This is a genomic window from Streptomyces tanashiensis (assembly GCF_014648895.1).
In the GTDB taxonomy this organism is placed as follows: Bacteria; Actinomycetota; Actinomycetes; order Streptomycetales; family Streptomycetaceae; genus Streptomyces; species Streptomyces tanashiensis.
The window spans coordinates 61,957-88,203 of the sequence record NZ_BMRZ01000008.1 but is presented as its reverse complement, the minus strand read 5'-3'; the positions used below and the strand labels follow the sequence as shown (position 1 = coordinate 88,203).

General features: G+C 74.6%; 26 protein-coding genes. 12 read left to right on the top strand and 14 right to left on the bottom strand.

Annotated features, from left to right (window positions below; all coding sequences use genetic code 11):
• The first annotated feature begins 39 nt into the window (after positions 1-39).
• On the top strand, positions 40-210 hold the full coding sequence (locus IE237_RS23630; RefSeq protein WP_189804098.1) for a hypothetical protein: 171 nt from the start codon (positions 40-42) through the stop codon (positions 208-210).
• Between the two features lie 58 nt (positions 211-268).
• On the opposite strand, the gene IE237_RS23625 is transcribed toward IE237_RS23630, so the two are convergent.
• Genes IE237_RS23625 through IE237_RS23615 form a run of 3 tightly spaced genes read right to left on the bottom strand, consistent with a single transcriptional unit; the run spans position 269 to position 3,136 of the window.
• Positions 269-1,696 (bottom strand): lipase maturation factor family protein, encoded by a 1,428-nt coding sequence (locus IE237_RS23625; protein WP_189804097.1) that lies wholly within the window; start codon positions 1,694-1,696, stop codon positions 269-271.
• A gap of 22 nt (positions 1,697-1,718) precedes the next feature.
• On the bottom strand, positions 1,719-2,270 hold the full coding sequence (locus IE237_RS23620) for a DUF1990 domain-containing protein (RefSeq protein ID WP_189804096.1): 552 nt from the start codon (positions 2,268-2,270) through the stop codon (positions 1,719-1,721).
• The gene (locus IE237_RS23615; protein ID WP_189804271.1) at positions 2,267-3,136 is read right to left on the bottom strand and encodes a YndJ family protein; all 870 of its coding nucleotides are present in this window, start codon (positions 3,134-3,136) and stop codon (positions 2,267-2,269) included. The genes IE237_RS23620 and IE237_RS23615 overlap by 4 nt, the downstream gene beginning before the upstream one ends.
• A 203-nt stretch (positions 3,137-3,339) precedes the next feature.
• Here IE237_RS23615 and IE237_RS23610 point away from each other — a divergent pair, with 203 nt between their 5' ends.
• The 3 genes from IE237_RS23610 to IE237_RS23600 all read left to right on the top strand — a co-directional run bounded on the left by IE237_RS23610 (position 3,340) and on the right by IE237_RS23600 (position 8,157).
• A complete protein-coding gene (locus tag IE237_RS23610) occupies positions 3,340-4,470 on the top strand; it encodes a DUF6777 domain-containing protein (RefSeq protein ID WP_189804095.1) in 1,131 nt (376 codons plus the stop codon).
• A gap of 49 nt (positions 4,471-4,519) precedes the next feature.
• Positions 4,520-6,607, top strand: a complete 2,088-nt coding sequence (locus tag IE237_RS23605) for a SpoIIE family protein phosphatase (protein WP_189804094.1) — start codon at positions 4,520-4,522, stop codon at positions 6,605-6,607.
• A 158-nt stretch (positions 6,608-6,765) separates the two neighbouring features.
• Positions 6,766-8,157 carry a wax ester/triacylglycerol synthase family O-acyltransferase gene (locus IE237_RS23600; RefSeq protein WP_189804093.1) on the top strand — a complete coding sequence of 464 codons (1,392 nt, stop codon included), beginning with the start codon at positions 6,766-6,768 and terminating at the stop codon, positions 8,155-8,157.
• On the opposite strand, the gene IE237_RS23595 is transcribed toward IE237_RS23600, so the two are convergent.
• The 3 genes from IE237_RS23595 to IE237_RS23585 all read right to left on the bottom strand — a co-directional run bounded on the left by IE237_RS23595 (position 8,120) and on the right by IE237_RS23585 (position 11,928).
• Positions 8,120-9,760, bottom strand: coding sequence for an alpha/beta hydrolase (locus IE237_RS23595; protein WP_189804092.1), 1,641 nt, complete (start codon positions 9,758-9,760; stop codon positions 8,120-8,122). The genes IE237_RS23600 and IE237_RS23595 overlap by 38 nt on opposite strands.
• 150 nt (positions 9,761-9,910) lie before the next feature.
• Entirely contained in the window at positions 9,911-11,260 is a 1,350-nt protein-coding gene (locus tag IE237_RS23590) for a sensor histidine kinase (RefSeq protein WP_229842846.1), read from the bottom strand.
• The gene (locus IE237_RS23585; protein ID WP_189804091.1) at positions 11,257-11,928 is read right to left on the bottom strand and encodes a response regulator transcription factor; all 672 of its coding nucleotides are present in this window, start codon (positions 11,926-11,928) and stop codon (positions 11,257-11,259) included. The genes IE237_RS23590 and IE237_RS23585 overlap by 4 nt, the downstream gene beginning before the upstream one ends.
• Before the next feature lie 78 nt (positions 11,929-12,006).
• On the opposite strand from IE237_RS23585, the gene IE237_RS23580 reads away from it, so the two are divergent.
• From IE237_RS23580 to IE237_RS23560, 5 genes are all read left to right on the top strand, one after another.
• Entirely contained in the window at positions 12,007-12,879 is an 873-nt protein-coding gene (locus IE237_RS23580) for an Fpg/Nei family DNA glycosylase (RefSeq protein WP_189804090.1), read from the top strand.
• A 31-nt stretch (positions 12,880-12,910) separates the two neighbouring features.
• Positions 12,911-13,663 (top strand): LytR/AlgR family response regulator transcription factor, encoded by a 753-nt coding sequence (locus IE237_RS23575; protein WP_189804089.1) that lies wholly within the window; start codon positions 12,911-12,913, stop codon positions 13,661-13,663.
• Positions 13,664-13,741: 78 nt separating this feature from the next.
• Complete coding sequence (locus tag IE237_RS23570) at positions 13,742-14,128, top strand: DUF485 domain-containing protein (protein ID WP_189804088.1); 387 nt, start codon at positions 13,742-13,744, stop codon at positions 14,126-14,128.
• A gap of 19 nt (positions 14,129-14,147) precedes the next feature.
• The gene (locus tag IE237_RS23565) at positions 14,148-15,881 is read left to right on the top strand and encodes a sodium/solute symporter (RefSeq protein WP_189804087.1); all 1,734 of its coding nucleotides are present in this window, start codon (positions 14,148-14,150) and stop codon (positions 15,879-15,881) included.
• 19 nt (positions 15,882-15,900) lie between these two features.
• A complete protein-coding gene (locus tag IE237_RS23560) occupies positions 15,901-17,109 on the top strand; it encodes a histidine kinase (RefSeq protein WP_189804086.1) in 1,209 nt (402 codons plus the stop codon).
• Between the two features lie 4 nt (positions 17,110-17,113).
• Here the strand turns inward: IE237_RS23560 and IE237_RS23555 are convergent, their stop codons facing one another.
• From IE237_RS23555 to IE237_RS23545, 3 genes are all read right to left on the bottom strand, one after another.
• Positions 17,114-17,611, bottom strand: coding sequence for a hypothetical protein (locus IE237_RS23555; protein ID WP_189804085.1), 498 nt, complete (start codon positions 17,609-17,611; stop codon positions 17,114-17,116).
• Positions 17,612-17,813: 202 nt separating this feature from the next.
• Positions 17,814-18,245, bottom strand: a complete 432-nt coding sequence (locus tag IE237_RS23550) for a PaaI family thioesterase (RefSeq protein ID WP_189804084.1) — start codon at positions 18,243-18,245, stop codon at positions 17,814-17,816.
• 4 nt (positions 18,246-18,249) lie between these two features.
• A complete protein-coding gene (locus IE237_RS23545; RefSeq protein ID WP_189804083.1) occupies positions 18,250-18,816 on the bottom strand; it encodes a sigma-70 family RNA polymerase sigma factor in 567 nt (188 codons plus the stop codon).
• A 260-nt stretch (positions 18,817-19,076) separates the two neighbouring features.
• On the opposite strand from IE237_RS23545, the gene IE237_RS23540 reads away from it, so the two are divergent.
• Entirely contained in the window at positions 19,077-20,279 is a 1,203-nt protein-coding gene (locus IE237_RS23540) for a CapA family protein (protein ID WP_189804082.1), read from the top strand.
• A gap of 22 nt (positions 20,280-20,301) precedes the next feature.
• Here IE237_RS23540 and IE237_RS23535 read toward each other — a convergent pair whose 3' ends face one another.
• Positions 20,302-20,706, bottom strand: a complete 405-nt coding sequence (locus IE237_RS23535; protein ID WP_370468258.1) for a universal stress protein — start codon at positions 20,704-20,706, stop codon at positions 20,302-20,304.
• 147 nt (positions 20,707-20,853) lie between these two features.
• Here IE237_RS23535 and IE237_RS23530 point away from each other — a divergent pair, with 147 nt between their 5' ends.
• Positions 20,854-21,729, top strand: coding sequence for a polysaccharide deacetylase family protein (locus IE237_RS23530; RefSeq protein WP_189804080.1), 876 nt, complete (start codon positions 20,854-20,856; stop codon positions 21,727-21,729).
• Positions 21,730-21,795: 66 nt separating this feature from the next.
• Here IE237_RS23530 and IE237_RS23525 read toward each other — a convergent pair whose 3' ends face one another.
• Entirely contained in the window at positions 21,796-22,458 is a 663-nt protein-coding gene (locus IE237_RS23525) for a class F sortase (protein WP_189804079.1), read from the bottom strand.
• A gap of 459 nt (positions 22,459-22,917) precedes the next feature.
• Between IE237_RS23525 and IE237_RS23520 the strand changes: the two genes are divergently transcribed.
• Positions 22,918-23,445, top strand: coding sequence for a hypothetical protein (locus tag IE237_RS23520; RefSeq protein ID WP_189804078.1), 528 nt, complete (start codon positions 22,918-22,920; stop codon positions 23,443-23,445).
• A gap of 155 nt (positions 23,446-23,600) precedes the next feature.
• On the opposite strand, the gene IE237_RS23515 is transcribed toward IE237_RS23520, so the two are convergent.
• The 3 genes from IE237_RS23515 to IE237_RS23505 form a co-directional block, all read right to left on the bottom strand.
• On the bottom strand, positions 23,601-24,158 hold the full coding sequence (locus tag IE237_RS23515) for a hypothetical protein (protein WP_189804077.1): 558 nt from the start codon (positions 24,156-24,158) through the stop codon (positions 23,601-23,603).
• A gap of 162 nt (positions 24,159-24,320) precedes the next feature.
• A complete protein-coding gene (locus IE237_RS23510; RefSeq protein ID WP_189804076.1) occupies positions 24,321-25,085 on the bottom strand; it encodes a bestrophin-like domain in 765 nt (254 codons plus the stop codon).
• A gap of 68 nt (positions 25,086-25,153) precedes the next feature.
• Positions 25,154-25,912 (bottom strand): hypothetical protein, encoded by a 759-nt coding sequence (locus tag IE237_RS23505; RefSeq protein WP_189804289.1) that lies wholly within the window; start codon positions 25,910-25,912, stop codon positions 25,154-25,156.
• Positions 25,913-26,247: the final 335 nt, after the last annotated feature.

Here is a 26,247-nt window from a genome sequence, read left to right as displayed (position 1 = left end):
GCACTTGTCCCACAGGTACGCGACACAAAGGAGTGCGCGGTGACACCCGAACTGACGAAGCAGGAACCGCGACCGGCCGAACCCAAGGACCGGCCGCGCCGGAACGGCGAACTGGGCAGCCTGGAAGTGTGGGCCCACGCGGCTCCGATCCGGCTCGCGGGCTACGAGGAGGACCTCGCCGAGCCCCACATCCTGCCCGGCATCGACTGATCCCCTCGTTTCACCCCGGGTGCCCCCGGCCGTTCGCGGTCCGGGGGCACCGGCGCGTTCAGCGGGCGGTGTCCGTGGGTTCCCGCAGGCGGATCGGCGGCAGGTACTCCCGTACCAGCGTCCGGTGCCACCAGGCCCCGGTCGTCCGGAGCTCGTGCCAGGTCGTGTACCGGTAGCGGTAGAGCCGGGCGCGGACGAGGGCCGGCGGCGCGTCCGGGAACGGATTGTGGGCGAGCAGCCGCAGGGTGTCCCGGTCGCCGTCGAGCAGCCGCTCGACGAAGGGCCCGAACCACTCGCGCGCGTACCCGGGGGAGAGCGCGGCGAACCACATCAGCCAGTCGAGCCGCAGGTGGTACGGGGCGAACTGGCGGGGCAGCCGGCGCGGATCGCCCGGCTTGCCCTTGAAGCCGTACTCCCGCCACACCGTGCCCGCGTGCGGCACAGGGTCGTCGGTGCCCTCGACGACGATCTCGTCCCGGATCCGCCCGACGGTGCCGAACGCGCCGTAGCTGTTGACCAGGTGGTACGGGTCGTAGGAGCGGTTCATCGCCTGGTGCTTGGAGAGCAGGTTGCGCGCCGGGCGGTAGCTGCGGACCAGGACGAGGGCGGTCACCGCGACGACCACGACCACGTACCAGAGCGGCGGATCCGGCTGCGGGTGCTCGCCGGTGAGCGGGGAGGCGTCCACGACGGAGAGCGCGAGCACGATCGTGAGCCAGTTCAGCCAGGCGAAGTTGCCGGAGAGCACCAGCCACAGCTGGGTCGCCACCATCAGGCAGGCCGCGACCGTGGCCACCGGCTGCGGGGTGAAGAGCAGGAACGGCACGAGCAGCTGGACGACGTGGTTGGCGGCGACCTCGGCCCGGTGCAGCGGGCGCGGCAGATGGTGGAAGAACCAGCTCAGCGGGCCGGGCATCGGCTGGGTCTCGTGGTGGTGGTAGAGGCAGGTCAGGTTCCGCCAGCAGGGATCGCCGCGGATCTTGATGAGTCCGGCGCCGAACTCGACCCGGAAGAGCAGCCACCGCAGCAGGAACAGGACGAGGACGGGTGGTCCGGTGTCGTCGTTGCCGAGGAAGACGGCGAGGAGACCCGTCTCCAGGAGCAGTGACTCCCAGCCGAAGGAGTACCAGGTCTGTCCCACGTTCACGATCGACAGGTACAGCGCCCACAGCACCAGCCAGAGCAGCATCGAGACCGGCAGCGGCACGGCGTCCCCGGCGCCCGCGACGAGCGCGAGCGCGAGGGCGGCGCCGGACCAGGAGACGGTCGCGAAGAGGCGGTCGGAGTAGCGCCAGTGGAAGAGCGAGGGGGTGCTGCGCGGGCGGGTCCTGCGCACGTACTCCGGTACGGGGAGCATGCCGCGCTCACCGATCAGCGCCCGGAACTGGAGGGCTGCCGAAAGGAACGCCACGCAGTACAGCCCGGCGAGGCCCCGCTGGAAGACGATCCGGCTCAGCCACTGGTCGGGTGCGGTGAACCACTCCATCGCTACCAGTATCGGCCCGGGATCACGTCCTGACGAGGCGCGCGAGGGTCCGGCCGAGGCGGCGTGCGTACGCGTGCTGGAGTCGGGGGACCAGGGGCCCGGCGAGCCGGGTGTACCAGGCGGCGGGACGGCTGAACGCGGTGACCGTGAAGCGGACCGTGCCGTCCGGCTCCAGCTCGACGACGAAGGACTCCTCGCCGCACTCCGCGTGCCCGCTCAGGGTGCCGTAGGCGAAGCCGACGCGGTCCTTCTCGTACGCCGTCCAGATGACCGCGCAGGGGACGCCGAGCCGGAGCGGGCCGGCGCCCAGCGCCACCTCCAGCCGGACGCCGGGCCAGGCACGCTCGGCGTCGGAGTGGACGCGCGCTCCGGAGGCGCGGTGCATCCGCCAGGTGGTGACGGCCGCCCCCGCGGTCTCGAAGGCGGCCCTGCCGCGGCCGACGACCGTGCTGTGCCGCAGGTGGTGGTAGTCCGCGGGGAGCTCCTCCGGGGTGCGGGTGGCGCCGACCTCGCGGTAGGTGAGGCTCGGGCGGGGGAGTGCGGGACGGGAGAGGCTCTGCGTGAGGCGGGTCATGCCGGGAGCTCCGTTCGCGGGAGGGTCGGAAGGGGCGGGAAGGCGCGGTCCGTCCGGAGGCGGCGCCGGGCGAGCAGCGCGCAGACGGCGAAGCCGAGGGCGTTGCCCAGGCCGTGCGTGGCGGCCGTCCAGGTCAGGGAGAGGTGCGGGAGGCCGGTCGCCTCGCCGAGCGCCCAGCTGAGCGCGAGCAGCATGGTGACGGCGAGGACCAGGGCCGAGACGGCGAGGAGGCCGCGGGCGAGCGGGTCGGCGGCGAGGTCGCGGCGCTCCCGCAGGGTCAGCACGGACACCGCGGCCATGCCGGCCGTCAGTACGACGGCCCCCGCCAGCTCGGCCCAGTCGTCGACGAAGTAGCCGAGCAGGACGAGCAGGGTGCCGGCGGGGACGCTGAGCGCGGCGAAGCGGGCGGTGGGACCGTCGGAGGCGCGGCTGACGAGTCCGGCGACGAGGGCGGCGGCGAAGCCCGCGAAGTGGAAGTGCGGGACGGTCAGCGCGAGGAGGTCGAGGTCGAAGCCGAAGAGCGGGTACGAGGCCCGCTCGGCGACGAGCGCCAGACCGGCGACGGACGGCGCCACCAGGGCGGAGAGGACCGCGATCTCGCTCGGCCGGAGCGAGCGGGTCAGGATCAGCCGGCCCGGGGCCTGGAGTGCGAGTGCCAGGGTGGCGAGGGCGTAGACGCCGGCGAGCGTGGCCGAGACCGGCGAGCGGGGGAGCCAGAGGGCCAGGGCCCCCGGGGCGGCGAGCAGGGGCCAGGCGCGCCGGAGCGGGTCCCACCCCGGTGGCCGGGGCCCGTCGAGGAGCGCGAGGCCCGTCGGTACGACCCAGAACATGCCGATCATCACGACCGGACTCACCAGGACCGACAGCGCGGTCATGCGTCACCACCCCCACTTGAACGCGTTCAACCGGCGGGTCGAGCGTAGGGCCTTTCTTGAACGTGTTCAAGTCGCTGCTCCGCCCTACCCGGTCGGATGCCCTCCGCTTGCGGGTCCTCACGCGCTGCGACAGACATGGAGGACTGGCCGCAACCGGGCGCCGGGCCCGGAGGAGAGAAAGTCGGGAGAACCAGGTGCGCTCATCCCTCCGCCGGACGCGGCGAACCGGTCTCGCCGCCGCGGCGCTCGTCACGACCCTGCTGCTCGCGGGCTGCTCCTCCGCGTGGGAAGGCGCCGGCGGCGAACCGGCCGCTGCCCCCGTCCAGGACGTCCTCCTGCAGCCGCTCGGCGCCCACGGCCCCGACCCCTTCACCGCCTCCACCGTCCGGAACACCGCCGCCCCCGCCGCCCCCGACCGCGGGCCGGACGACGGCGCTCCCCGGGTCCGGGAGGTCACCGGCTCCGCCCCCGGCCTCTACGGCGGTACGCGCGCGGTGGGCAGCTGCGACGTCGAACGGCAGGTCGCCCTCCTCGCCGCCGACCGGACCAAGGCGCGGGCCTTCGCCGAGGCCGCCGGCATCCCCGAGGCCAACGTCGCCGGCTGGCTCCGCGGCCTCACCCCGGTCGCCCTGCGCGCCGACACCCGCGTCACCGACCACCGCTACCGCGAGGGCCGGGCCGACGCCTTCCAGGCCGTCCTCCAGACCGGTACCTCGGTCCTCGTCGACCAGTACGGCTCCCCGCGCGTGCGCTGCGCCTGCGGCAACCCGCTCCGCAGCCCCGGCGCCGACCCGGGCGGCATCCACCAGGGCGAACCCTGGGACGGCTTCGACCCCGACCGCGTGATCGTCGTCCGGCCCACCGCCTCCGTCGTCACCAGCCTGGTCATCGTGAACACCACGGACAGCACCTGGATCGAACGGCGGACGGGCAGCGACGGCGACGAGGACCGCAAGCCCGCCGTGGAACCGGCCTGCGACCCCGACACCTGCGCCCTCACCGGTTCCGGCACGCCCGACCCGACCGCCCCGGGCCGCGACGGGTCCCAGGACCCCGCCTCCCCGGCCCCCGTGCCGCCGGGGTCGACGGCCCCCGTGCCCGACGCCCCCGACCCGTCCGGGACCGGCGGCACCGGCACCGAACCGCCGACCCCCGATCCGTACACGGAGCCGTACCCCGACCCGTACGAGGATCCCCGTACCGAGCCCTTCCCCGACCCCTTCGCGGAACCGTCCGGGCCGCCCACCGCCCCGGACGGGGACATGCCCGACGAGCTCTTCCCGGCCGGTCCTGTGCCCGACCAGCCGGAGACCTTCCAGGGGTGAAACGGATCTTCCTGGTGCGCCCGCGCGGGGCTGCGCCTAGCGTGGCCCCATGAACGCGGGCAACGGGGGCGGGGAGGCGATCGCGCGGAGGCGCCAGGCGCCGGAGGAGTCGGCGGCCGGGACACGGATCCTGGCCGACTACGGCGCCGCCTTCCGGATGGGCGGATTCGACTGGGACCTGCTCACGGGCACCATGACCCTGGACCCCGCCGCCCTCGACGTCTTCGACATGGACCCCGACGAGTACGACGGCCGACCTGAGAGCCTGGGCCCGCGGGTGCTGCCGGACGAGGGCCGCCAGCTCGACACCCTGGTGGCCCAGGCGCTCAAGGACGGCAGCGAGCAGTACGGCGCGTACTTCCGCATCCGCCGGCGCGACGGCAGCCACCAGTGGACCCACACCCAGGGCATGGTCCACCGCGACGCCACCGGCCGGCCCGTCCGCATCATCGGCATCCTGCGCGACGCCACGCACGAACTCACCGAGTCCGCCGCCCGGCTCGGCCTCGACGAAGGGCGCAGACGGCGCGCCGGCGTCGTCGAGGGCACCACCGCGGCCCTCGCCTACGCCCGGACCGTGCAGGACGTCATCGACCTGCTCAACGACTCGCACGCGCTGGAACACTTCGGCGCCGCCAGTCTCGTCATGGGCCTCCTCGACGCCGGCCGGATCCACCTGGTCGCCGAGGGACCGGACGGCGCCTTCGTGCCGGGCACCCGGTTCACCCGGGTGGACGAGCCGTACCCGATGAGCGAGGTCATCCGGACCCTGCGCCCCCGGTTCATCGACTCGCCCCGGGACTTCGCCGAGTCCTTCCCGGTGCTCTGGCCGCACATCAGCGGCCTCGGCATCACCGCCGCCGCCTACCTGCCGCTCATCGCCCAGGCCCGGCCCATCGGCGCACTCGGCCTGCTCTACAGCGACAAGACCGGCTTCAGCGAGGACGAGCGGACCCTGCTCGTCGCCCTCGGCAGCAGCATCGCCCAGAGCCTCCAGCGGGCCATGCTCTACGAGCAGGAGCACGACCTCGCCGAGGGGCTCCAGCAGGCGATGCTGCCCCGCCGGATCCCCGAGGTGCCCGGCGCCCAGACGGCCGTCCGCTACCGCTCGGCCCGCCTCGGCCGGGACATCGGGGGCGACTGGTACGACGTCATCGCGCTGCCCGGCGGGCGGGTCGGCGCCGTCATCGGCGACGTGCAGGGCCACGACACCCACGCGGCGGCCGTCATGGGCCAGCTGCGGATCGTGCTGCGCGCCTACGCCGCCGAGGGCCACCCCCCGGCCACGGTGATGGCCCGGGCCTCGGTCTTCCTCCACGAGCTCGACACCGAACGCTTCGCCACCTGCACCTACGCGGAGGTCGACCTCGCCACCGGGGTCGTCCAGGTGGTGCGCGCCGGCCATGTCGACCCGCTGATCAGGGAGGTCGACGGCCGCTGCCGCAGGCTGCCCGTCGAGGGCGGGCTGCCGCTCGGGCTCTCCGCGGAGTTCGGCCGCCTGGACTATCCGGTGACCACCCTGGAGCTGGACCCCGGCCAGACGCTGATGCTCTACACCGACGGGCTCGTCGAGAAGCCCGGATCCGACCTCGACGAGGGTCTCCAGTGGCTCTCCTCGCTCGTCCGGCGCGGCCCCTCCGACCTCAAGGAGCTCGCCGACCACCTGTGCGACGTGGTCGCCGACCGGGGCGGCGAGGACGACGTCGCGATCCTGCTGCTGCGCCGCCACGGCACGTACCACCCGCAGGGCACCGGCCGCTTCCAGCAGCACGTGGCCCAGAACGACCCGGAGGCGCTCAGCTCGGCCCGGCACATGATCCGCGCCGCCGTCCGCGCCTGGGGCGCGGGGGAGCGCGCCGACGAGATCGAACTGGTCGCCGACGAGCTGATGACCAACGCCCTGATGCACACCGACGGCGGGGCGATCGTGACCCTGCGGATCCTGACCGGGCCTCCGCGGAGGCTGCGGGTCGAGGTGGAGGACCGGTCCAGCGCCCTGCCCCGGCGACGCGAGGCGGGGGAGGCGGGGGTGTCCGGGCGGGGGCTGCTCCTGGTCGACCAGCTCTCCGACACCTGGGGTGTGGAGTCCCGGGGTGGCGGCAAGTGTGTGTGGTGCGAGTTCACCGTGGAGCACTGAACGTGTTAACTGAGCGTGAACTGATCGTACTTGACCGTAACTGACGGTACGCGATTGACTTCGCTCACCCGTCCCCCCGCACGGGACAGCAGGACACCCGCAGGACCCCCGTACGGCTCCGCAGGACACCGCGTGACATCGCAGGACAAGAGGACACCGTGAGCAGCGAGCTACTGGCACCCCTGGACCTGGCCTTCTGGCACCTGGAATCCACCGAGCACCCCCTGCACCTCGGGGCCCTCGCCCACTTCGGACCCCCACCCACCGCCGCCGGACGGGAACCCGGCGACCTCCTGGAACTGCTCGCCGTGCGCGCCGCCGCTGTCCCTCGGCTCCGGATGCGCGTCCGCGACGTCCTGTTCCCCGTCGGAGGCGCCGCCTGGAGCGCCGATCCCGACTTCGACGTACGCCGGCACGTCCGCGAGATCACCCTCCCCGGCACCGACTTCCCCGCCGAGACCGCCCGGCTCGCCGCCGAACTCATGGAACGCCCCGTCGCCCGCGGCCTCCCGCCCTGGGAGATGTACCTGCTCAGCGGCGCCCCCGACGGCTCCTTCGCCGTCCTCGTCAAACTCCACCACGCCCTCGCCGACGGCATGCGGGCCGTCGCCATCGGCGCCGGGATTTTCGACGAGATCGCCGCGGGCCGACGCCCGGCGCGCCGCGCCCGCCCCGTCCCTCCGCGGTCCTGGCTCCCCGGGCCCGGCCACCTCCTCGGCATCGCCCGCGACCGCCTCGGCGACCTCGGCCGGGCCGTCGAGGTCGGCGCCTCGGTCCTCGGCTCCTCCGTCGCCCGCGCCGGCCGCCTCGACGCGCGCCCCACCACCCCGCTCGCCGCCGAATCCAGCGGAACGCGCCGGATCGCCACCGCCACCCTGCCCCTCGACCGCGTCCACCGGATCCGCCGCACCACCGGCGGCACCGCCAACGACGTCCTCCTCGCCCTCGTCGCCGGTGCCCTGCGCCGCTGGTTCGACGGGCGCGGCATGCCCCTCCCGGCCGCCGACCCCAGGGCCCTCGTCCCCGTCTCCCGCCGCCGCCCCGGCGCCCCGGCCGGCCCCGGGAACAGCCTCTCCGGCTACCTCCTCGACCTGCCGGTCACCGAACCCGACCCGGCCGCCCGGCTCGCCGCCGTGCGGACCGCCATGGACCGCAACAAGGCCGCCGGACCCTTCCGGGGCGCGGGCGCCGTCGCCCTCCTCGCCGACCAGCTGCACCCGCTCGCCCACCGCTTCGGCGCCCCCCTCGCCGCCGGCGCCGCCCGGCTCCTCTTCGACCTCCTGGTCACCCAGGTGCCGCTGCCCCGCTCCGCGCTCTCCCTCGGCGGCGCCCCGCTGCGCGCGCTCTACCCGATGGCCCCGCTCGCCCGCGGCCAGTCCCTCGCCGTCGCCATGTCCCCGTACGGCGGCCGGGTCCACATCGGCCTGGTCGCCGACGGCGAGGCCGTCCCCGACCTCGACGCGCTGGCCGCCGCGCTCACCGCCGAACTCGACCTGCTCGACCCGCCGGACCCTACGACGCGCACCGAGTGCCGGGGCGGACCTTCGTGAGCGAGACCAGATAGGCCTCGACCTTCCGGTCGACACAGGCGTCGCGGCCGTACCCGGTGTGCCCGGGCGCGTCGAAGGACAGCAGCATGCCGCCGGGGAACTGCCGGGCCAGGCCCACCGCCTCGTCGTACGGCGTCGCCGGGTCGCCCGTGGTGCCCACGACGAGGACCGGCGGAACACCCGCCGCGTCCACCCGGTGCGGCCGCTGTGTGCCGGCCGGCCAGTCCGCGCAGACCAGCTCGCTCGTCACCCCCGACGTGCCGTAGTCACCCGCCGCCTCACGGGCGGGGGCCAGCGCGTCCCAGTAGGCCCGCGGGTCGCGCGGGTGCGGGACGTCGAGGCAGTTGACGGCGATCAGGGCCGCCTCGCTGTTGTCCTCCGGCACGTCGCTCGCGTCGGGGCCGTCCTCCTCGGCGTCCTCCTCGGCGTCCTCCTCGGCGTCGGCGCCGGCGTCGGCGCCGGCGTCCGGGGCCTCCTCGTCGCCCGCCGCCAGGGCCGCCAGCCGCGTACCGTCCCCGTCGTCCGCCGCGCGCAACGCCTCGGACAGCCCCTCCCACTGCGCCTCCGGCGTGTACATCGACAGGCTGAGCGCGCCGACCAGGCCCGCCGCGTCCAGACCGTCCTCGGAGCCGTCGACCGGCAGCGGCTCGCGCCGCGTCCGCTCCAGGAGCCGGTCGATCAGGGCGCGTATCTCCTCCGGCGACGCGCCGGGGCAGCCCTCGCCGACCACGTCGGCGCAGGACGCGGCGTACTCCTCGACCGCGTCCCGGAAGCCGGCCGACTGGCCGAGCACCCGCTGCCGCCAGTCCAGCGACGGGTCGACCGCCCCGTCCAGGACCATCGCCCGTACGCGGCGGGGGAACTGCTCGGCGTACGAGGTGCCCAGGCTGGTGCCGTACGACCAGCCGACGTACGTCAGCCGCCGCTCGCCGAGGGCCGCCCTCAGCACGTCCAGGTCCCGGGCCGCGTCCTGCGTCCCGACGTGCGGCAGCAGCGGACCGCTGGCCTTCCGGCAGGCGGCGGCCTGTGCCCGCGCACCGGCGAGGGCCGCGGTGCGCTCGGCGTCCGTACGGGGAAGGAGCGGCGCCTCGTCCACGGCGGCTTCCTCGTCCTCGGCCCGGTTCCCGGTGAGGCAGGTCAGCGCGGGTGTGCTCCGGCCGACGCCGCGCGGGTCGAAGGACACGACGTCGAACCGCTCCCGCACGCCGCGGCCGAGGTCCTCGGCGACGCCGTCCTCGACGAGCTTCACGCCGGATTCGCCCGGTCCGCCGGGGTTGAGCACGAGCGAACCGAGGCGCTTGCCCTCGACCGCGGTGGCCGCCCTCGCCAGGGGCAGGACGAAGGTCCTGCCGTCGCCGGGACGCGCGTAGTCCATGGGCACGGTGAGCGAAGCGCACTGGACGTCGCCGCAGGGCCGCCAGCTGAGCTTCTGGCCGTAGAAGCGCCGGAGGTCGGGCCGGGCGGCCGGGTCGGCGGGGGCCGCCGAGGCCCGCGGCCGGTTCCCGTCCTGGCCCGGCCCGGTCGTGCAGGCGGCCAGGGACGTGGCGCCGAGGACGGCGAGGGCGAGGGCGAGGACACGCTGGCGGGTGGTGGTGCGGAACACGAGGAACTCCCCTGGATGGTCGGTCCGGGGAAGGATCACGCACGGATGCTGAGGTTTTGCTGAAGAGGTTCTTCCCGGGGAGGTTCTTCCCGGGAGGCTCCTTCCGGGGCAGGTCCTCCCGAGGAGGCTCCTTCCAGGAAGGGTCCTCGGTCAGTCCGGGGACGGCAGCCGGAGGACGAACCGCGCCCCGCCCCGATCGCCGCGTCCCGCCGTGAGCGTGCCGCCGTGCGCGTGGGCGACCCAGGAGGCGATCGACAGACCGAGACCGGTGGACCCGGAACCGCTGCGGAACCGCTCGAACAGCGCGCCCGCGACCTCCGGCGGCAGACCGGGACCGGCGTCCTCCACCGTCAGCGTGCCGTCCCGGGCCACGGTGACGAGCACGTCCGCGGGGACGCCCGGCGCGTGGCCGTGCGCGAGCGCGTTGTCGAGGAGATTGCCGACGGCCCGGCGTACGAGGTCGGGGTCGGCGACCACGACCGTCTCCTCGGCCTCGACCCGTACCCGATGGCCCTCCGAGGAGGCCTCGACCACCTCCTCCGCGACCGCCTCCACCAACTGGTCGAGACGCAGCGGCTGCCGCGCCACCGCTGCCGTACCGGACATGAGACGGGCACGGGTGAGCAGCCCGTCGACGAGCCGGCCCATGCCCTCCGCCAGCCGCAGCGTCCGCCGGTGCACGTCCGCGCCGTCCGTCTCGCCGCGCAGCGCCGTCTCGGCGAGCGTCCGGAGCGAGGCGGCCGGGGTCCGCAGATCGTGCGCGGCGTCCGCGAGGAACGCCTCCTGCCGGTCCAGCGCGGCGAGCGCGGGCCTGACCGCCCGTCCCGACAGGACGTGCCCGACGCCCGCCGACAGCAGGACGAGCACCGCGCAGCCGCCCGACACCAGCCACACGAGCCGCCGGTGGTCGTCCCGTTGGGCGGTCGCGTCGGCCACGGTCACGAGCACGCCCTGCGGCCCCGCGTCGTCCGCCGCCTCCGGCGCGTAGAAGGGCTGCGCGAACACGCGGACCGGACCGCCGTCCGTGGTCCGTCCGTCGAACGCCCGCACGCCGTCGGCCCGTACCGCCGCACGGCCGGCCTCCAGGACCACGGCCCGGCTCACGGTCAGGCAGGGCTTCGCCGGCGCGTGCTCGACCGTCAGCGCGGCCGGGTCGTCCCCGTCCACGAGGAGCACGGTCAGCGGAGGGCAGGCGGTGTCCACCGAGTCCGCCAGGACGTCCAGGACGAGCTGTCCGTCGGCGTCGGTCTCCAGGAGCCCGAGGGCCCAGCTGGTGTCCGCGTCCATCGTGTGGTCGAGCTGCTCCCGCCAGCGGCCGCTGTCGCTGCGCACGGCGAGCACGGCCATCGCGACCAGTCCCACGGCACTGGTCAGCGCGAACAGCAGGCTGATCCGCCGCCGCAGCCGCAGCACCCGGGCGGTCGGCGTCAGCGTCCGCGACCGGTCGCGGGCCCGGCTCCGCCGACGGCTCCACGACCCGCGCAGGCGTGCGGGACTCACCGCGAGGCGTCGGGCGAGAGCCGGTAGCCGACCCCGCGCACGGTGTGGATCAGCGGCGGGTCCCCGAGCTTGCGGCGGAGCTGGGAGACGAGCACCTCCAGGACGTTGGACTGGGGTTCGGCCATCTCGTCCCAGCAGCTCTCGATCAGCTCGGCACGGGAGACCGCCTGGTCCGAGCGGGCCACGAGGACCTCCAGGACCGCGAACTCCCTGCTCGTCAGCGTGAGCAGCACCCCGGACCGGCGGACGTGCCGCCGGGCGGTGTCGATCTCCAGGTCGCCGACGCGGTGCACCGGCGGGCGCACGACCGCGGACCGGCGGCACAGGCTCCGCACCCGGGCGACCAGCTCGGGCACGGCGAACGGCTTGACGAGGTAGTCGTCCCCGCCGCTCGCGAAGCCCTCCACCCGGTCCGCCACCGTGTCGCGCGCGGTCAGGAACAGCACGGGCACGTCCCGGCCGGCGCGCCGCAGACCGTCGACGTACGCGGCGGCGTCCCCGGACGGCAGCATCCGGTCGAAGACCGCGCAGTCGTACGCGGTGACGAACAGCGCCTCGTCGGCCCGGGGCAGATCGGAGGCCTCGTCGACGGCCAGCCCGGCGGCCCGCAGCGCGGCGGCCACGCCGAAACGGAGGTCTTCGTCGTCCTCGACGAGCAGTACACGCACGTCGCACACCCTAAGCGCTGCCCGCCGCGCGGCCCGATCCCCGGTGCGGCGGGGTGGAGCATGCGGCAGGGTGGAACCATGCCCGAACTCCCCGAGGTGGAAGCGCTCCGCGCCTTCCTCGACACGCACCTGGTGGGCAAGGAGATCGCCCGCGTCCTGCCCGTCGCGATCAGCGTCCTCAAGACGTACGACCCGCCGCTGAGCGCCGTCGAGGGCGCCGAGTTCACCGCGGTCGGCCGGCACGGGAAGTTCCTCGACCTCACCACCACCGGACCCGCGGGCGAACTGCACCTCCTCGTCCACCTGGCCCGCGCGGGCTGGCTCCGCTGGCAGGACCCGCTGCCCTCCGGCCCGCCGAAGCCCGGCAGGGGCCCGCTGGCGCTGCGTACCGCCCTGACCGGCGGCGACGGCTTCGACCTCACCGAGGCCGGCACCACCAAACGCCTCGCCGTCCACCTGGTCCACGACCCGCGGGAGGTTCCCGGCGTCGCCCGCCTCGGCCCCGACCCGCTCGCCGAGGACTTCGGCCCCGAGGAGTTCGCCGCCCTCCTCGCCGGCGAGCGGCGCCAGATCAAGGGCGCGCTGCGCGACCAGAGCCTCATCGCGGGCATCGGCAACGCCTACAGCGACGAGATCCTCCACGCGGCGAGGACCTCGCCGTTCAAACCCACCCAGAACCTCACCCCCGAGGAGACCGCCGCCCTGTACACGGCGATGCGCAGCACCCTCCGCGAGGCCGTCGAACGCTCCCACGGCCTCGCCGCCGGCAGGCTCAAGGCCGAGAAGAAGAGCGGCCTGCACGTCCACGGCCGCACCGGCGAGGCCTGCCCGGTCTGCGGCGACACCATCCGCGAGGTCTCCTTCAGCGACTCCTCCCTCCAGTACTGCCCCACCTGCCAGACCGGCGGGAAGATCCTCGCCGACCGCCGCCTGTCGAAACTCCTCAAATAGACCCCCGCGCCCTTCACATAGACTCCCGCGCATGCTGCGTGTCCTGGCCGTCGACGACGAGGAGCCCGCCCTCGGGGAGCTGCTCTACCTGCTGCGCGCCGACCCCCGGGTGCGCACCGCCGAGGGCGCGGGCGACGCGACCGCCGCGCTCCGCAGGATCGGGCGCGCCCTGGAGTCGGGGCCCGAGGGCGACGAGGCCGTCGACGTCGTCTTCCTCGACATCCACATGCCCGGCCTCACCGGACTCGAACTGGCCCGGCTGCTCGCCGGCTTCGTCCGGCCCCCGCACATCGTCTTCGTCACCGCCCACGAGGGCTTCGCCCTCCAGGCCTTCGACCTCAAGGCGGTCGACTACGTCCTCAAGCCGGTCCGCCGCGAGCGGCTCGCCGAAGCCGTCCGCCGCGTCCACGAGCTCGTCCACGCCACCGTCGCGCCCGCCGCCGCGGCCGTCCCCGAGCAGATCCCCGTCGAACTCGGCGGCGTCACCCGCTTCGTCCCCGTCGACGACATCGCCTACGTCGAGGCCCACGGCGACTACGCCCGCCTCCACACCGACCACGGCAGCCACCTCGTCCGCATCCCGCTCTCCACCCTGGAGGAGCGCTGGGCCGACCGGGGCTTCGTCCGCATCCACCGCAGCCACCTCGTGGCCCTCGGCCGGATCGACGAGCTGCGGCTCGACGGCGGCGCCACCTCGGTACGGATCGGCGGCACCGACCTGGCCGTCAGCCGCCGCCACGCCCGCCACCTGCGGGACCTCCTGATGCGACGGGCCGGCGGCTGAGCCGCGCACCCCTACCGGCGCCGCACCCCCTCTGCGTACACTCCACGCTCCAAGGAGCCAGTCAGAGAGCGGACGCCGATGCCGGAGCACCACCCCCCGCGCAGGCCCCGGCGCGAGACCGTCACCTACGCCTCCGCCCACGGCCCGGGAGCCGTGCCCCCACCCGGCGGGCGGCGCCCCGTCCACCCGCCGGCCCGGTCCGAGATCGACGAGCAGACCACCCTCGGCCACACGTACGTCCGCTCCCTGATGCGCAGCCAGCTCCGCGCCGCCCTCACCGCGCTCGGGGCCCTCGCCCTGCTCGTCGGCTCGCTGCCGCTGCTGCTCGCGCTGCCCGCACCCGAGGCGCTCGTCTGGGCCGCCCTCGGCTTCGGCGTCTACCCGGTCGTGTGGGCCATCGCCCACTGGTACGTCCGGCGCGCCGAGCGCAACGAGCGCGACTTCACCGGCCTCGTCGAGCGCTGAGAACGGTCGACCGTCCCGTATGAACCAGACCTACGCGGTCGCCGCCGTCACCGCCGTCGTCCTCGCCACCGTCCTCATCGGCGCCCTCGGCCTGCGCGTCTCCCGCACCACCTCCGACTTCTACGTCGCCTCGCGGACCGTCCGGCCGGGCCTCAACGCCGCCGCCATCAGCGGCGAGTACCTCTCCGCCGCCTCCTTCCTCGGCATCGCCGGACTCGTCCTCGTCCAGGGCCCCGCCATGCTCTGGTACCCGGTCGGCTACACCGCCGGATACCTCGTGCTGCTCGTCCTCGTCGCCGCCCCGCTGCGCCGCTCCGGGGCGTACACCCTCTCCGACTTCGCCGAGGCCCGCCTCGAATCCCCGCAGGTCCGGCGGCTCGCGAGTCTGTTCGTCGTCGGCATCGGCTGGCTGTACCTGCTGCCGCAGCTCCAGGGCGCCGGACTCACCCTGGAGATCCTCACCGGCGCCCCCGACTGGGTCGGCGGTCTGCTCGTCGCCCTCGTCGTCACCGGCACCGTCGCCGCGGGCGGCATGCGCAGCATCACCTTCGTCCAGGCCTTCCAGTACTGGCTGAAGCTCACCGCCCTGCTCGTCCCCGCCCTCTTCCTGCTCGCCGCCTGGTACGGGGACGGGGCGCCCCGGGCCCGCTTCGACGCCCCCGCCGTGCTGCGCGGCCACACCGTCGTCGAGGTCGCCGACACGGTACGGATCGGGCTCGACGACCCGCTCACGGTGACCGTCACCGGCAGCGTGGACTCCGTCGCGTACACCGGGCGGACCGTCACCCTCGCCCCCGGCACCCACCACGTCCTCGGCGGCACCTCGCTGTCCTTCGCGCCGGGCGTCCCCCTGCCCGAGCGGGCGGCCACCGGGGCCGATCCCCTCGGCTGGTCCCAGCCGCTCGCCGGGGGCCGCGACGGACACCAGCTCTACGCCACGTACGGACTGATCCTCGCGACCTTCCTCGGCACCATGGGCCTGCCGCACGTCGCCGTCCGCTTCTACACCAGTCCGCACGGCCGCGCCGCCCGGCGCACCACCCTCGTCGTGCTCGGACTCGTCGGCGCGTTCTACCTGCTGCCACCCCTGTACGGCGCCCTCGGCCGGATCTACGCGCCCGAACTCGCCCTGACCGGCTCCGCCGACGCCGCCGTCCTCGTCCTGCCCGACCGGATCATCGGCGGCCTCCTCGGCGACCTCCTCGGGGCGCTCCTCGCGGCCGGCGCCTTCGCGGCCTTCCTCTCCACCGCCTCCGGGCTCACCATGTCGGTCGCCGGGGTCCTCACCCAGGACGTCCTGCCCTCCCGCGGCGTACGGCACTTCCGCCTCGCGACGCTGCTCGCCACCGCCGTCCCCCTGGCCGTCGGGGTGGTCGCCTCCAAGGTCCCGGTCGCCGACGCGGTCGGCCTCGCCTTCGCGGTCTCCGCCTCCTCCTTCTGCCCGCTGCTCGTCCTCGGGATCTGGTGGCGCCGGCTCACCCCGCCCGGTGCCGTCGCCGGGCTGCTGCTCGGCGGCGGCTCCGCCCTCGCGGCCGTGATGGCGACCCGGGCCGGGCTCGCTCCCGGGGGCTGGCCGCACACCCTGATGGCCTGGCCGGCGGTCTGGTCGGTCCCGCTGGGCTTCCTGAGCATGGTGCTCGTCTCGCTCGCCACCCCCCGGCGCATCCCGCCCGGCACCCCCGCCATCCTCGCCCGGCTCCACCTCCCGGAGGAGATCACCGGAACCGTCCCCGCCCAGGAGGCCCGCCGATGACCGCCCGAGAGGCCCTCCGATGAGCGGCATCGCCCTCGCCGCCGCGGCCGCCGCTGGGGCCGTGCTGCTCGCCGCGGGCTTCGTCCTGGGCCGGTTCGCCGCCCGGCGCGGCGGCCGCGCCGCCGACCCCGACCTCGGCACCCCCGTCGAGCGCGCCACCTTCCACACCCTGCACACCGCCTCGCTCGCCGCGCCCCCGCTGCGTGCCGGGCTCACCGAGGAGACCGCGCGCAAGGCGGCCCGCACGCTCCGCTCGCTGCTCGGCACCGAGGCGCTGTGCCTCACCGACCGCGGCGCGGTCCTCGCCTGGGACGGGCCGGGCGAGGAGCACCACCGCGCGCACGTGCCGGAGCAGGCCGCCGAGACCCTGGCGACCGGCCGCAGCCGCTCCGCGCACAGCGGCTGCGCCGATCCGGCGTGCCCGCTGCGCTGGGCGGTGATCGCCCCGCTCACCGGGGAGGACGGGGTGCTCGGCGCGCTCGTCGCCTACGGCTCGCGGGAGTCGGCCGTCCTGGTGCGGGCCGCGACCGAGGTGGCCCGCTGGGTCTCGGTCCAGCTGGAGCTGGCCGAACTGGACCGCTCGCGGACCCGGATCGTGGAGGCCGAGATCCGTGCCCTGCGCGCCCAGATCTCCCCGCACTTCATCTTCAACTCCCTCGCGGCCATCGCCTCGTTCGTCCGCACCGACCCCGAGCGGGCCAGGGAGCTCCTCCTGGAGTTCGCCGACTTCACCCGCTACTCCTTCCGCAGGCACGGCGAGTTCGCCCAGCTCGCCGACGAACTGCGCTCCATCGAGCAGTACTTGGCGCTCGCGGGGGCCCGCTTCGGGGACCGTCTGAAGGTGACCCTGCAGATCGCCCCCGAGGTGCTGCCGGTGACCCTGCCGTTCCTCTGCCTCCAGCCGCTCGTGGAGAACGCCGTCAAGCACGGCCTCCAGGACCGGGAACGGGGCTGCCGGGTCACCATCGCCGCCCGGGACGCGGGCGCCGAGGCGGTGGTGACCGTCGAGGACGACGGCATCGGCATGGACCCGGAACTGCTGCGCGCCGTGCTCCGCGGGGAGCATCCGGCGGGCTCCGGCATCGGCCTGTCCAACGTGGACGAGCGGCTGCGCCAGGTGTACGGGGCGGAGCACGGTCTCGTCATCGAGACCGGGGTCGGTGCCGGGATGAAGGTGACGGTACGCGTACCCAAGTACCGTCCGGGGGTGCACCCTTCGGCACCCTGAGCCGTCAGCGCAGGTGCAGCGAGAGATGGGCCAGCGGCAGGCCCAGCTTCCAGGCGGGGAGCCAGATCTGCTCGGCCTCGTCGACGGGGCTCTCCGGGTCGGTGCGGCCGTCGAGGTCGGCGGCGCGGATCCAGGTGTCCCGCAGGCGGCGCCAGGCGGTCCGCGCGAGCGCCAGGTCGGGGCCGTCGCCGCCGGCCGCCTGTCGCGCGGCGAGCCGCTCCTCGACCCAGGGCGGCCAGGGCCGGTCGTACGCCGTGTGCCGTAGCCACTCGTCGACCCGGCGGGGCGCCCACGCGTCGGCCGGTCCGTCCGGTTCCCCGGCGAGGTGGACGGTGAGGGCCAGGGCCTGGAGGCCGGCCCGGTACTCCAGGGAGCCGGGGGCCACGAGTGCGGCGGCCCGCAGCACCTCGTCGGCCAGGTACTCGGCGCACAGCCAGGCCATCGGGACGGCGAGGCCGCCGCCGCTCGTGCCACCGGCGCCGTTCGTGCTCTCGGGCAGCAACGCTCCCACCTTCTCCCGGACGTGAGGGCCCCGGACGTCAGGGGCTCGGGGGAGAGCCTCCTCCGTGAAGGGCGCCCGCGGGTCCCGCTTTGCTCAACTCGCCCGTGTGGTTTCGGATACGTTTCCCGGCCGGATCGGTACCGATGGGATTGCTGGTGCCGGGCGGGTCGGTGGTGGCGGGTGGGGCGGGAGATCCGGCGGCTCAGCCGAGGAGCGCGTAGACGGCGGTCGCGTGGGCGGCGGTCTCCTCCGTGCCCTCGGCCGTCATGGTGATGTCGGCGAAGGCCATCCGCTTCCCGGTCTTGGTGAGCCGGGCGCGCACGAGGACGTCGGCGCCGATGACCGCGCGCTGGAAGCTGATGGACTGCTGGACGGTGGTCATCGGCACGAAGCCGCCCCGGGCCGCGGCGACCGCGATCACCGTCGCGGTGTCGGCGGCTGCCATCAGCGCCTGTCCGGAGAGGCCACCGCCCTCCCGGGCGAGCCGGTCCGACCAGGGGAGGCGGAGGACGGCCTCGTGGCCGTCGGCGGCTTCGGCGGTCACGACGGATTCGACGGTGAGTCCCAGATCGAGGACCCAGGGGGCGAAGTTGTCGGCGAGGACCTGTTCGGCGGCGGTGAGTGTCAGCGTCACGGCGTCATTGTGGGGTCCCGGCACGGGCCCGGGCAACGGCCGCGCGGCGCGGCCGGTAGCCGGGCAGGGAGCGGCCGAGCTGCCGCAGCGCGTAGTGGGAGCGGGACTTGACGGTCCCGGCGGGGATGCCGAGCTCGACGGCCGCCTCGTTGACGGTGAGGCCGTGGAAGTACAGCCGGACGAGCACCGCGCGGTGCTCGGGGCTCAGCTCCCGCACGGCGGCCCGTACGTCGAGGGCGGCATCGGCCGAGGCGGTGGCGTCGGCCGGGTCGGGCGTCACCGCGAGGACGCCGTCGCCGGTCTCGGCGGGCCGGGCGAGGCGTGAGCGGCGCGCGTCGATCGCGAGGCGGCGGGCCACGGTGAAGAGCCAGGGGCGCATCGAGGTGTAGGGGCCGTCGAAGGCCTCGGGGTGGAGCCAGGCCCGTACCAGGGTCTCCTGGGCGAGGTCCTCGGCCCGCTGCCTGTCCCCGTGGGTCAGGCCGAGCAGGAAGGAGAGCAGCGCCGGACCGTGGTCACGCTGCAGCTCCTCCAGGGTCCGCTCGTCGGTCGTCGCCGTCGTCGCCGTCGTCATCGTGCCCGCCTCTCCCGCGGCTCGTCGTCCGGGGCGTATACGAGCGCATCCGGACAGCGGGCGACAGGGAACGGACAGCGGTCTGCGGCGAACGGTCGCACCGAGCGGCGAATGGCACGGCGAACGGTCGGGCGGAGCCGGTGCGTCCGTTTCGGCGGGGTTCGTTACCCCATGCGGCCTTGACCCTTGACTGCGGCTTTCCCAGAAGATGAATTCATCAGAACAGATGTTCATCACATGAATTGGGCGGAGTGCCGGACATGACCTCACGCACCAGACACGCGGGGGCGGCGTCGTTCGCCGCGCTCCTGCTCGCCGCGGCGACCGGCTGCACCGGCGGGAGCGGCCCGGCGGGAGGGACGGACACCCCGGGGGCGGCGGCCGGGCGGACCGGTGCCCCGTCGGCCGCCCCCGGCGGGGCCCCCGCCCCCGCCGGTTTCACCCTCGTGGCCTCCGGCGACATCCTCCCGCACGACTCGGTCATCCGGCGGGCGAGCGAGGACGCGGACGGGGCCGGGTACGACTTCGGCCCGATGCTCTCCGGCGTCAGGTCCGTCGTCTCCCGCGCCGACCTTGCCATCTGCCACATGGAGACCGTGTACGGCGAGGAGGGCGGGCCCTACACCGGCTACCCCGCCTTCAAGTCGCCCCCCGAGATCGCCGCCGCGCTGAAGGCCACCGGCTACGACTCCTGCTCGACCGCGTCCAACCACACCCTCGACGACGGGGCCGCGGGCCTCGGCCGCACCCTCGACGCGCTCGACCGGGCCGGTGTCCGGCACGCCGGCTCCGCCCGTACGGCCGAGGAGGCGGCACGGCCCACCCTGCTCAAGGCCGGCGGCGCCACGGTCGCCCAGCTCGCCTACACCTACGACACCAACGGCTACCCGATGCCCGAGGGGCAGCCCTGGGCCGTCCAGCTCCTTCACGAGGACAAGGTGATCGCCGACGCCCGCGCCGCCCGCGCGGCCGGCGCCGACGTGGTCGTGGTCAGCGTCCACTGGGGCAGCGAGTGGCAGACCGAACCCGACGAGCGGCAGCTCTCCCTCGGCCGCGCCCTGACCGCCTCGCGCACCGGCGGCCGCCCGGACATCGATCTGATCATCGGTACGCACGCCCACGTCCCGCAGGCGTACGAGAAGGTCAACGGGGCCTGGATCGTCTACGGGATGGGCGACCAGATCGCCGGAGACATGATCAACCACGAGGGCGCCCACGACCCGCGCGGCAACCAGAGCAGCATCGGCCGCTTCACCTTCGCCCCGCCCAGGACCGCCGGCGGACGCTGGGAGGTCACGAAGGCGGAGTTCGTCCCCCAGTGGTTCGACACCGCGCAAGGCCGTGTGGTGAACCTCGGCGCGGCGGACGACGGGGACGCGCGCCGGGCGGCCCTCCGCGACACGATCCGTCAGGTCGTCCTCGGCCGGGGGGCCGGCAAGGACGGACTGGTGATGGGGGAGTAGGGCGAGGGGTACGCCCGGCCGGTCACGGGACGACGGTGACCGGCCAGCGGCCCGCCTTCACCAGCCGGACGGCCACCGAGCCGACGAAGCGGTGCCCCGCCGACTCCGAGGCGCCCACCACCACGGCGTCCGCCGTCAGTTCCTCCGCCGCCTGGACCAGGCCCGCGTGGGCGTCGCCGCGGAAGGTGCGGAACTCCCACCGGATCCGCCACAGGTCCTTGACCCGCTCGGCGGAGGCCCGGATCTCCGCGACGAGGTCCTCGGCGATCTCCTCGGTCGTCCCGGTCACCGGGGCGCCGAGCGCCGCGCCCGCCGGGATCACGGGCTGCACGTACACGAGCGCGAGCAGGGCGTTCTGGCGCCGGGCGAGCCCGGCCGCGTACGCCGCGGCGCGCAGGGAGGAGGCGGAGCCGTCGACCCCCGCCATGATCACTTTCGGGCCGTCGGTGCCGCGCTCGAACCGGCCGGGCTGCTGTGCGCTCACCCTTCGAGGCTATCGGCTCATCGGGTGCTTTCGGACAGGGGGCCGGTGTCGTGGAGCCGCGCGAAGCGTCGCCCGTAGGAACCATTGGTCATGAAAAAGGATCAGATGCCTCATGGGCGCCGGACGGTGCTGCGGCTCGCCGCCGCCCTCGGGGCCACCGCCACCGTCGGAGTCTTCGCGGCGGACCGTTTCGCCGCGCCCGATACGGCCGCCGGCGCCGCCTCCACCCCCCGGGGCACGTCCGGCCCGGGGCGCGCCGGCCCGGCCGCGGGCCCGCAGGCCCAGGCCGGACGTCCGCGCCCGTCCGCGTACCGGCTCCAGCCCATGACCGCGTACGCGCCCCCCGCCTTCCGGCGCGCGGTCCCGCCGGTGCGGCAGCGGCCCTTCCTCAGCATGTCCGGCGTCGGCCGCTCGATGGTGCTGACCTTCGACGACGGGCCCGACCCCCGCTACACCCCCGGCATCCTGGAGACCCTGCGCCGGTACGACTGCCGGGCGATGTTCTTCGTCTGCGGCGAGATGGCCGTGGAGAACCAGGACCTGCTGCGGGAGATGGCCGCGGACGGGCACGTCGTCGGCAACCACTCCTGGTCCCACCCGCTCATCCCGAAACTGAGGCCCTCCCGGATCCGCGACGAGCTGGGTTCCACCAGCGAGGTCGTCGAGCGGGCCCTCGGCACGGCCCCGCTCTGGTACCGCGCGCCCTACGGGGCCTGGAACCGGCACTCCTTCGAGATCGGCGCCGAACTCGGCATGGAACCGCTCGCCTGGACCGTCGACACCCTGGACTGGAAGGAACCCGGCACCGGCACCATCGTCCGCCGCGTCCTCGACGGTGCCGCACCCGGCGTCGTCGTCCTCTCCCACGACGCCGGCGGCAACCGCTCCCAGAGCGTGGCCGCGCTCCGCCGCTACCTGCCCGAACTCCTCGACGCCGGCTACCACATCACCGTCCCCCGGCGCTGACCGCGCGGGTACGGCGGAAGGGCCCCGGCACCTCGGGTGCCGGGGCCCTCCTGTGTGACCGCGCGGTCAGCGCGAGCCGACCATGCGCGCGTAGACGACGACGTTCCCGTCGTAGCCACGCGCGCGCGTGTAGCCGCCGCCGCAGGTGATCACCCGCAGCTCCGGCTCGCCGTTGTCGGCGTAGACCTGCACGCCGGGGAAGTTGTCCTTGGCGTACACCTCGACTCCGTAGATCTCGAAGACCGCGACCCGGCCGTCGTACCGCTCGACCTCGATGTGCTGGCCCTTCTGGAGGGAGCCCAGGCCGTAGAAGACCGCCGGTCCCTTCGCGTTGTCGACGTGGCCGACGATGACGCTGGTGCCGCGCTGGCCGGGGGCGATGCCGTTCTGGTACCAGCCGGCGAGGTTGGGGTCCTCCGGGGGCGGCGCCGCCACCCAGTCGTCCGCGTCCAGGCCCACGTCCATGACGGGGGCCGCCACCTGGATCGCCGGGATCTTGATCCGGGACGCCGGTGCGAACGGCAACGGCTCCAGACCGGCACTCGCGGCGGGTGGCGGCGGGGCGACCGGGTGCGCCACCGGCCGGGCGGCCGCGGCGGGTTGAGGCGGCCCGAGGGCGACGTCCACCCCGTTGCGCATCATCGCGAGCCCGGACAGCATGGCGAGGGCCAGGACGCCCCAGGGTCGGCGTCTCCTGCGCTCGAAGACGCGGAAGTCCTTCGGGGGCATGGTTCTCCCTTCTCGGCGTCGTCAGAACGGTAAGTGCGGTCACCCGGGCCGTCGCGCCGGACGGCGCGAACGGGTGGGGGCCGCCGCCGGACGGGTGTCCGGCCCGCCGACGGACGTGCGGACGGAGGGTCTCGGCCGGCCTCGACCGAGGCGAGCGCCGGAGCGAGAGCGGGTGGACGCGGGGGAGAGCGCCGGAGCGAACGCCGAAGGGGGCGCGGGGTGCAGGTGGGTGACAGGGCGGCTGACCCATCCGAGTAATCGTCAGATAAGCATCCTGAACGGCTGTGACCTGCGGCTCCGCTGCCTCAGGGGGGCCTTGGCCCGGTGGGTCGCCTCACCGGGGTGGCCCAGTGTCGACATGCACGGCTCGCCCCGGTTTGTGATGGTTCGTCATGGAAGGCGTACTCGTCGAATCTCCCGGAGCACCGCTTTGGGGCGTCTTCCACAGGAGGTTCAACCATGCGTGCTGCACGCACTCTGGCGGTGACGGCGACCGCGTTCGCGGCGCTCGGACTCGCGGCCCCCCTCGCCACCGCCACCAACGGGCCCAGCAACGTGACGGTCAGCCCTCTCCAGGCCGAGCGGGGCGGAGACGGTTCCAACGGCGTATCCGTGTCCCCCTTCGCGGTCCACCAGGGCGCGATCCTCACGGTCACCGTCCGGGGCTGCGCCGGTGGCACGGTCACGTCGAACGCCTTCGCGACGACCACGCTCTCCCCGGCCGTCAACGGGGTCTCCACCGCCACTCCCCGCATCTTCAACAACGCCACGCCCGGCCAGTACAACCTGGCCGTGCAGTGCAACGGCCGTACGCTCACCCAGCCGTTCCGGGTCCTCGCCGGCCAGGGCGCGCAGGGTGGCCTCGGCGGTTCGATGGCTCCGAGCTCCACGGAGATGGCCATCGGCGGTTCTCTCGTCGCCGCGGCCGCTCTCGGTGGCGGAGTCTTCATCGCCCGCCGCCGACGCATGACCGGCGCAGGAGTCTGACCGGCCGAACCTCCCGGTCGGCCCGCTGTGCCCGTCGCCCCCGAGTCCCCCCGCAGGGACCCGGGGGCGACGGGCGTCCGGGGGCGGTGCGCACCGGTCCACCGGCGTCGGGAAGCGCCGTGCACCGCTCCGGTCCGGGCCGCCACGACGCCCGTTCAGTGACCCCGGCCGGCGCCGGAGCGGCGGCGGACCGCGTAGACCGCGCCGCCCGAGGCGGCGGCCAGGACCAGCGCCCCGCCGACGGCCAGTTCGGTGGAGCTGGGGGCCATCGAACCGCCGAGACCGCCCCGCACCCCGCGCGGGGGCGTGAGGATCGTGGCGCTGATGGTCGGGGTGGCGGTGGGGGAGCCGCTGATCGTCAGGGCGACGGTGTCCTGCACGCCGCCCGTGCAGTTGAACAGCACCGTGTAGACGGCCCCGCGCTTGGCGTCCGTGTCCACCGTGGCCGAGGCCGTCGCGCCCGGTGCGATGGTGACGGTGTCGAAGATGCCGGCCGAGGCCCTCGCCGTACTGGCGCAGCCGGGGGCGCTCAGCGTCAGCCGGCCGCCCGGGGCGACGACGGCGGGCGACACGACGAAATCGCCCGGTGCCTTGGCCCTGGGTGCCCGCGGACCGGTCGCGGGAGCACCGTCCGCCGCGAGGGCGGCGGGGGCGGCCAGGGCGAGGGCGGCCGCCCCCAACAGGGCAGTGGTCGCGGCACGTATCGCGCGCATGGTGAATCCTCCGGGTCCCGAGGGGCAGCCGCGGAAGGGGGTCCCGCGAAGGGCCGTGCACCTCGTTGCCCGAAACGCTAGGAGCGCACTATCACAACCGCGATCCCAGACGTGCGAATGGGGCACCGATGTCCCCCGGGTGGCCCACCCGCACGGCCCGGCTCACCCTGTGATCTGCGGGAACAGATCGGTGAACGGCGCGGCGGTGGCCGAGATGCCCCGGCCGAACGGAGCGTCGAAGTCCCAGATGAGGAACAGCAGGAAGGCGATCAGCACGCTGAAGAGCCCGGCGAGCAGCAGCTCCCGGCCGGTTCTGCGGATCTGCAGCGTGAAGATCAGGCCGACCGTGACCAGGGCCCCGATGATCAGGCCGAACCAGACGACTCCCGGCATCGTCGCCCCCGCGTTCTGCCCGCGCGCGCCCCGGGCGTCGTCGGCGGCGGCCACCTGGTCCACCAGCGGCTGGTACGCCTGCCCCTCGAAGTCGTTGGCCGGCTGGTAGTCGGTGACGCTGCGCCGCACCCGCTCAAGGAGCGCGGTGCCCTCGTCGCTGAGCTCGCCCTTCTCGGCCATGTGCGTCCACTCGTCGTGCACCACGTACGAGACGTACGCGTCGACGTCGGCGCGGATCCGGTCGCGGACCGCCTGCGGGTACACCTCGGCGCGTGCCGAGATCTCGTGCATCGCCTGGGCCTCCTGACGCACGGTCTCCTGGGCGGCCCCCCGGGCCTCCCAGACGCCGGCGATGGCCAGACCGAGGACGATCGCGTAGATCACGCCGATCATCATCGTCATGTACTCGATGACGTCGGGGGTTTCGCTCGGATCGTCGTCCTCGGGGATGCGGCGGTTGTTGATGACGACGATGGTGAGCACGACGGCGCATGCGGCGGCCATCGCGAGAGAGAGAACAAGCCATTCGGACATGGATTCCTCCGGCGGGATTCAGAGGGGCGGTGAGTCGGTGGGATCGGTCGGATCGCCGGTGCCGCGGGTCACTTGGACCGGGGGCGCAGGATCGCCGTCGCGAGCACGGCGGGGGCGGTGATCATCAGCGTCGCCGTGACGACGGAGGTGCCTCCCTGCTTCTTGGTCTGCGTCGCCTGGCGGTAGTGGGGCAGCGCCACGGGCGAGGGGGCCGGTGGCCGGGGCCGCGCGGTGGGCGTCGGCGTGGGGGACGGGGGAGGCGGCGCGGGCGCGGGCTCCGGCGGCCTCGGGGACGGAGGCGCGGGGGACGGCGGCTCCGGACGGGGTGCGGGCCGGGCGGCCGGCGGCTTCGGCGCGGGCCGCGGCGGAACCGGCTCGGGCGGCGGGGGCGGCTTCGGCGTCGGTGTCGGGGAAGGGGACGGGGGTTCGGGCTTCGGCGTCGGCTTCGGTGTGGGCTTCGGCGTCGGGGAGGGCGTGGGCGTCGGTGTGGGCGTGGGCGACGGGCACGGCGGGGGCGGTTCGGGGTCGCAGGGCTTCGGGTGGTGGTGGTGATGCCCGTGCCCCTTCCCCTTGCCGTCGCCGTGGTGGTCGTGGCCCTTGCCCTTGCCGTGGCCCTTCCCGTCGCCGTTCCCGTGACCGTCGCCGTTCCCGTGGCCGTCGCCGTCGTGGTGGCCGCCGCCGGCGACCGCCACCGCGATCCGCGAACCGCCCGAGTCGGTCGAGGCGTAGGCGCAGGCGTCGGCGGCGGCGGGCACCGGTGCGGCGAGCAGCCACACGAGCCCGAGGGCCGCGAGCGGCCGCGCGAGGAGTGATCCGTACAGAGACACGCCGTCGAGCTTGATCACAACGGCGGCGCGCCGGGGCGGATTCGGGTGGGATTCGCCAGATGGAGGGGATCTCCGGATGTGTGGGCTTGACGTTTCGCCGGGTGTCGGTGACGGATTCGGCACAATGCCCGGTATTGGCGGGCGTGATGATTCCGGACGGGTGGCCGACAGGGCCCGTTCAGGCCTCCCGGCGCAGAACTGTCCGGTTGTCGCCCTGTCGGACGGGACGGCCGACAGGGCATCCTGCACCGGCGACAGGGCCCCTGGGACGGCAACAGCCGAGGTACGGCGGGGGCCTGAGGCTCCGCCGGGCGCGACCGGCATCCTCCCGGGAA

Bases quoted from the DNA above. Each gene is read 5' to 3' on its own strand.
- IE237_RS23545 (WP_189804083.1), bottom strand. From the start codon at position 18,816: ATGACGACGGCGACGACGGCGACGACCGACGAGCGGACCCTGGAGGAG.
- IE237_RS23625 (WP_189804097.1), bottom strand. From the start codon at position 1,696: ATGGAGTGGTTCACCGCACCCGACCAGTGGCTGAGCCGGATCGTCTTC.
- IE237_RS23620 (WP_189804096.1), bottom strand. From the start codon at position 2,270: ATGACCCGCCTCACGCAGAGCCTCTCCCGTCCCGCACTCCCCCGCCCG.
- IE237_RS23605 (WP_189804094.1), top strand. From the start codon at position 4,520: ATGAACGCGGGCAACGGGGGCGGGGAGGCGATCGCGCGGAGGCGCCAG.
- IE237_RS23530 (WP_189804080.1), top strand. From the start codon at position 20,854: ATGAAAAAGGATCAGATGCCTCATGGGCGCCGGACGGTGCTGCGGCTC.
- IE237_RS23510 (WP_189804076.1), bottom strand. From the start codon at position 25,085: ATGTCCGAATGGCTTGTTCTCTCTCTCGCGATGGCCGCCGCATGCGCC.
- IE237_RS23560 (WP_189804086.1), top strand. From the start codon at position 15,901: ATGAGCGGCATCGCCCTCGCCGCCGCGGCCGCCGCTGGGGCCGTGCTG.
- IE237_RS23570 (WP_189804088.1), top strand. From the start codon at position 13,742: ATGCCGGAGCACCACCCCCCGCGCAGGCCCCGGCGCGAGACCGTCACC.
- IE237_RS23520 (WP_189804078.1), top strand. From the start codon at position 22,918: ATGCGTGCTGCACGCACTCTGGCGGTGACGGCGACCGCGTTCGCGGCG.
- IE237_RS23580 (WP_189804090.1), top strand. From the start codon at position 12,007: ATGCCCGAACTCCCCGAGGTGGAAGCGCTCCGCGCCTTCCTCGACACG.
- IE237_RS23565 (WP_189804087.1), top strand. From the start codon at position 14,148: ATGAACCAGACCTACGCGGTCGCCGCCGTCACCGCCGTCGTCCTCGCC.
- IE237_RS23540 (WP_189804082.1), top strand. From the start codon at position 19,077: ATGACCTCACGCACCAGACACGCGGGGGCGGCGTCGTTCGCCGCGCTC.
- IE237_RS23535 (WP_370468258.1), bottom strand. From the start codon at position 20,706: ATGGCGGGGGTCGACGGCTCCGCCTCCTCCCTGCGCGCCGCGGCGTAC.
- IE237_RS23575 (WP_189804089.1), top strand. From the start codon at position 12,911: ATGCTGCGTGTCCTGGCCGTCGACGACGAGGAGCCCGCCCTCGGGGAG.
- IE237_RS23515 (WP_189804077.1), bottom strand. From the start codon at position 24,158: ATGCGCGCGATACGTGCCGCGACCACTGCCCTGTTGGGGGCGGCCGCC.
- IE237_RS23525 (WP_189804079.1), bottom strand. From the start codon at position 22,458: ATGCCCCCGAAGGACTTCCGCGTCTTCGAGCGCAGGAGACGCCGACCC.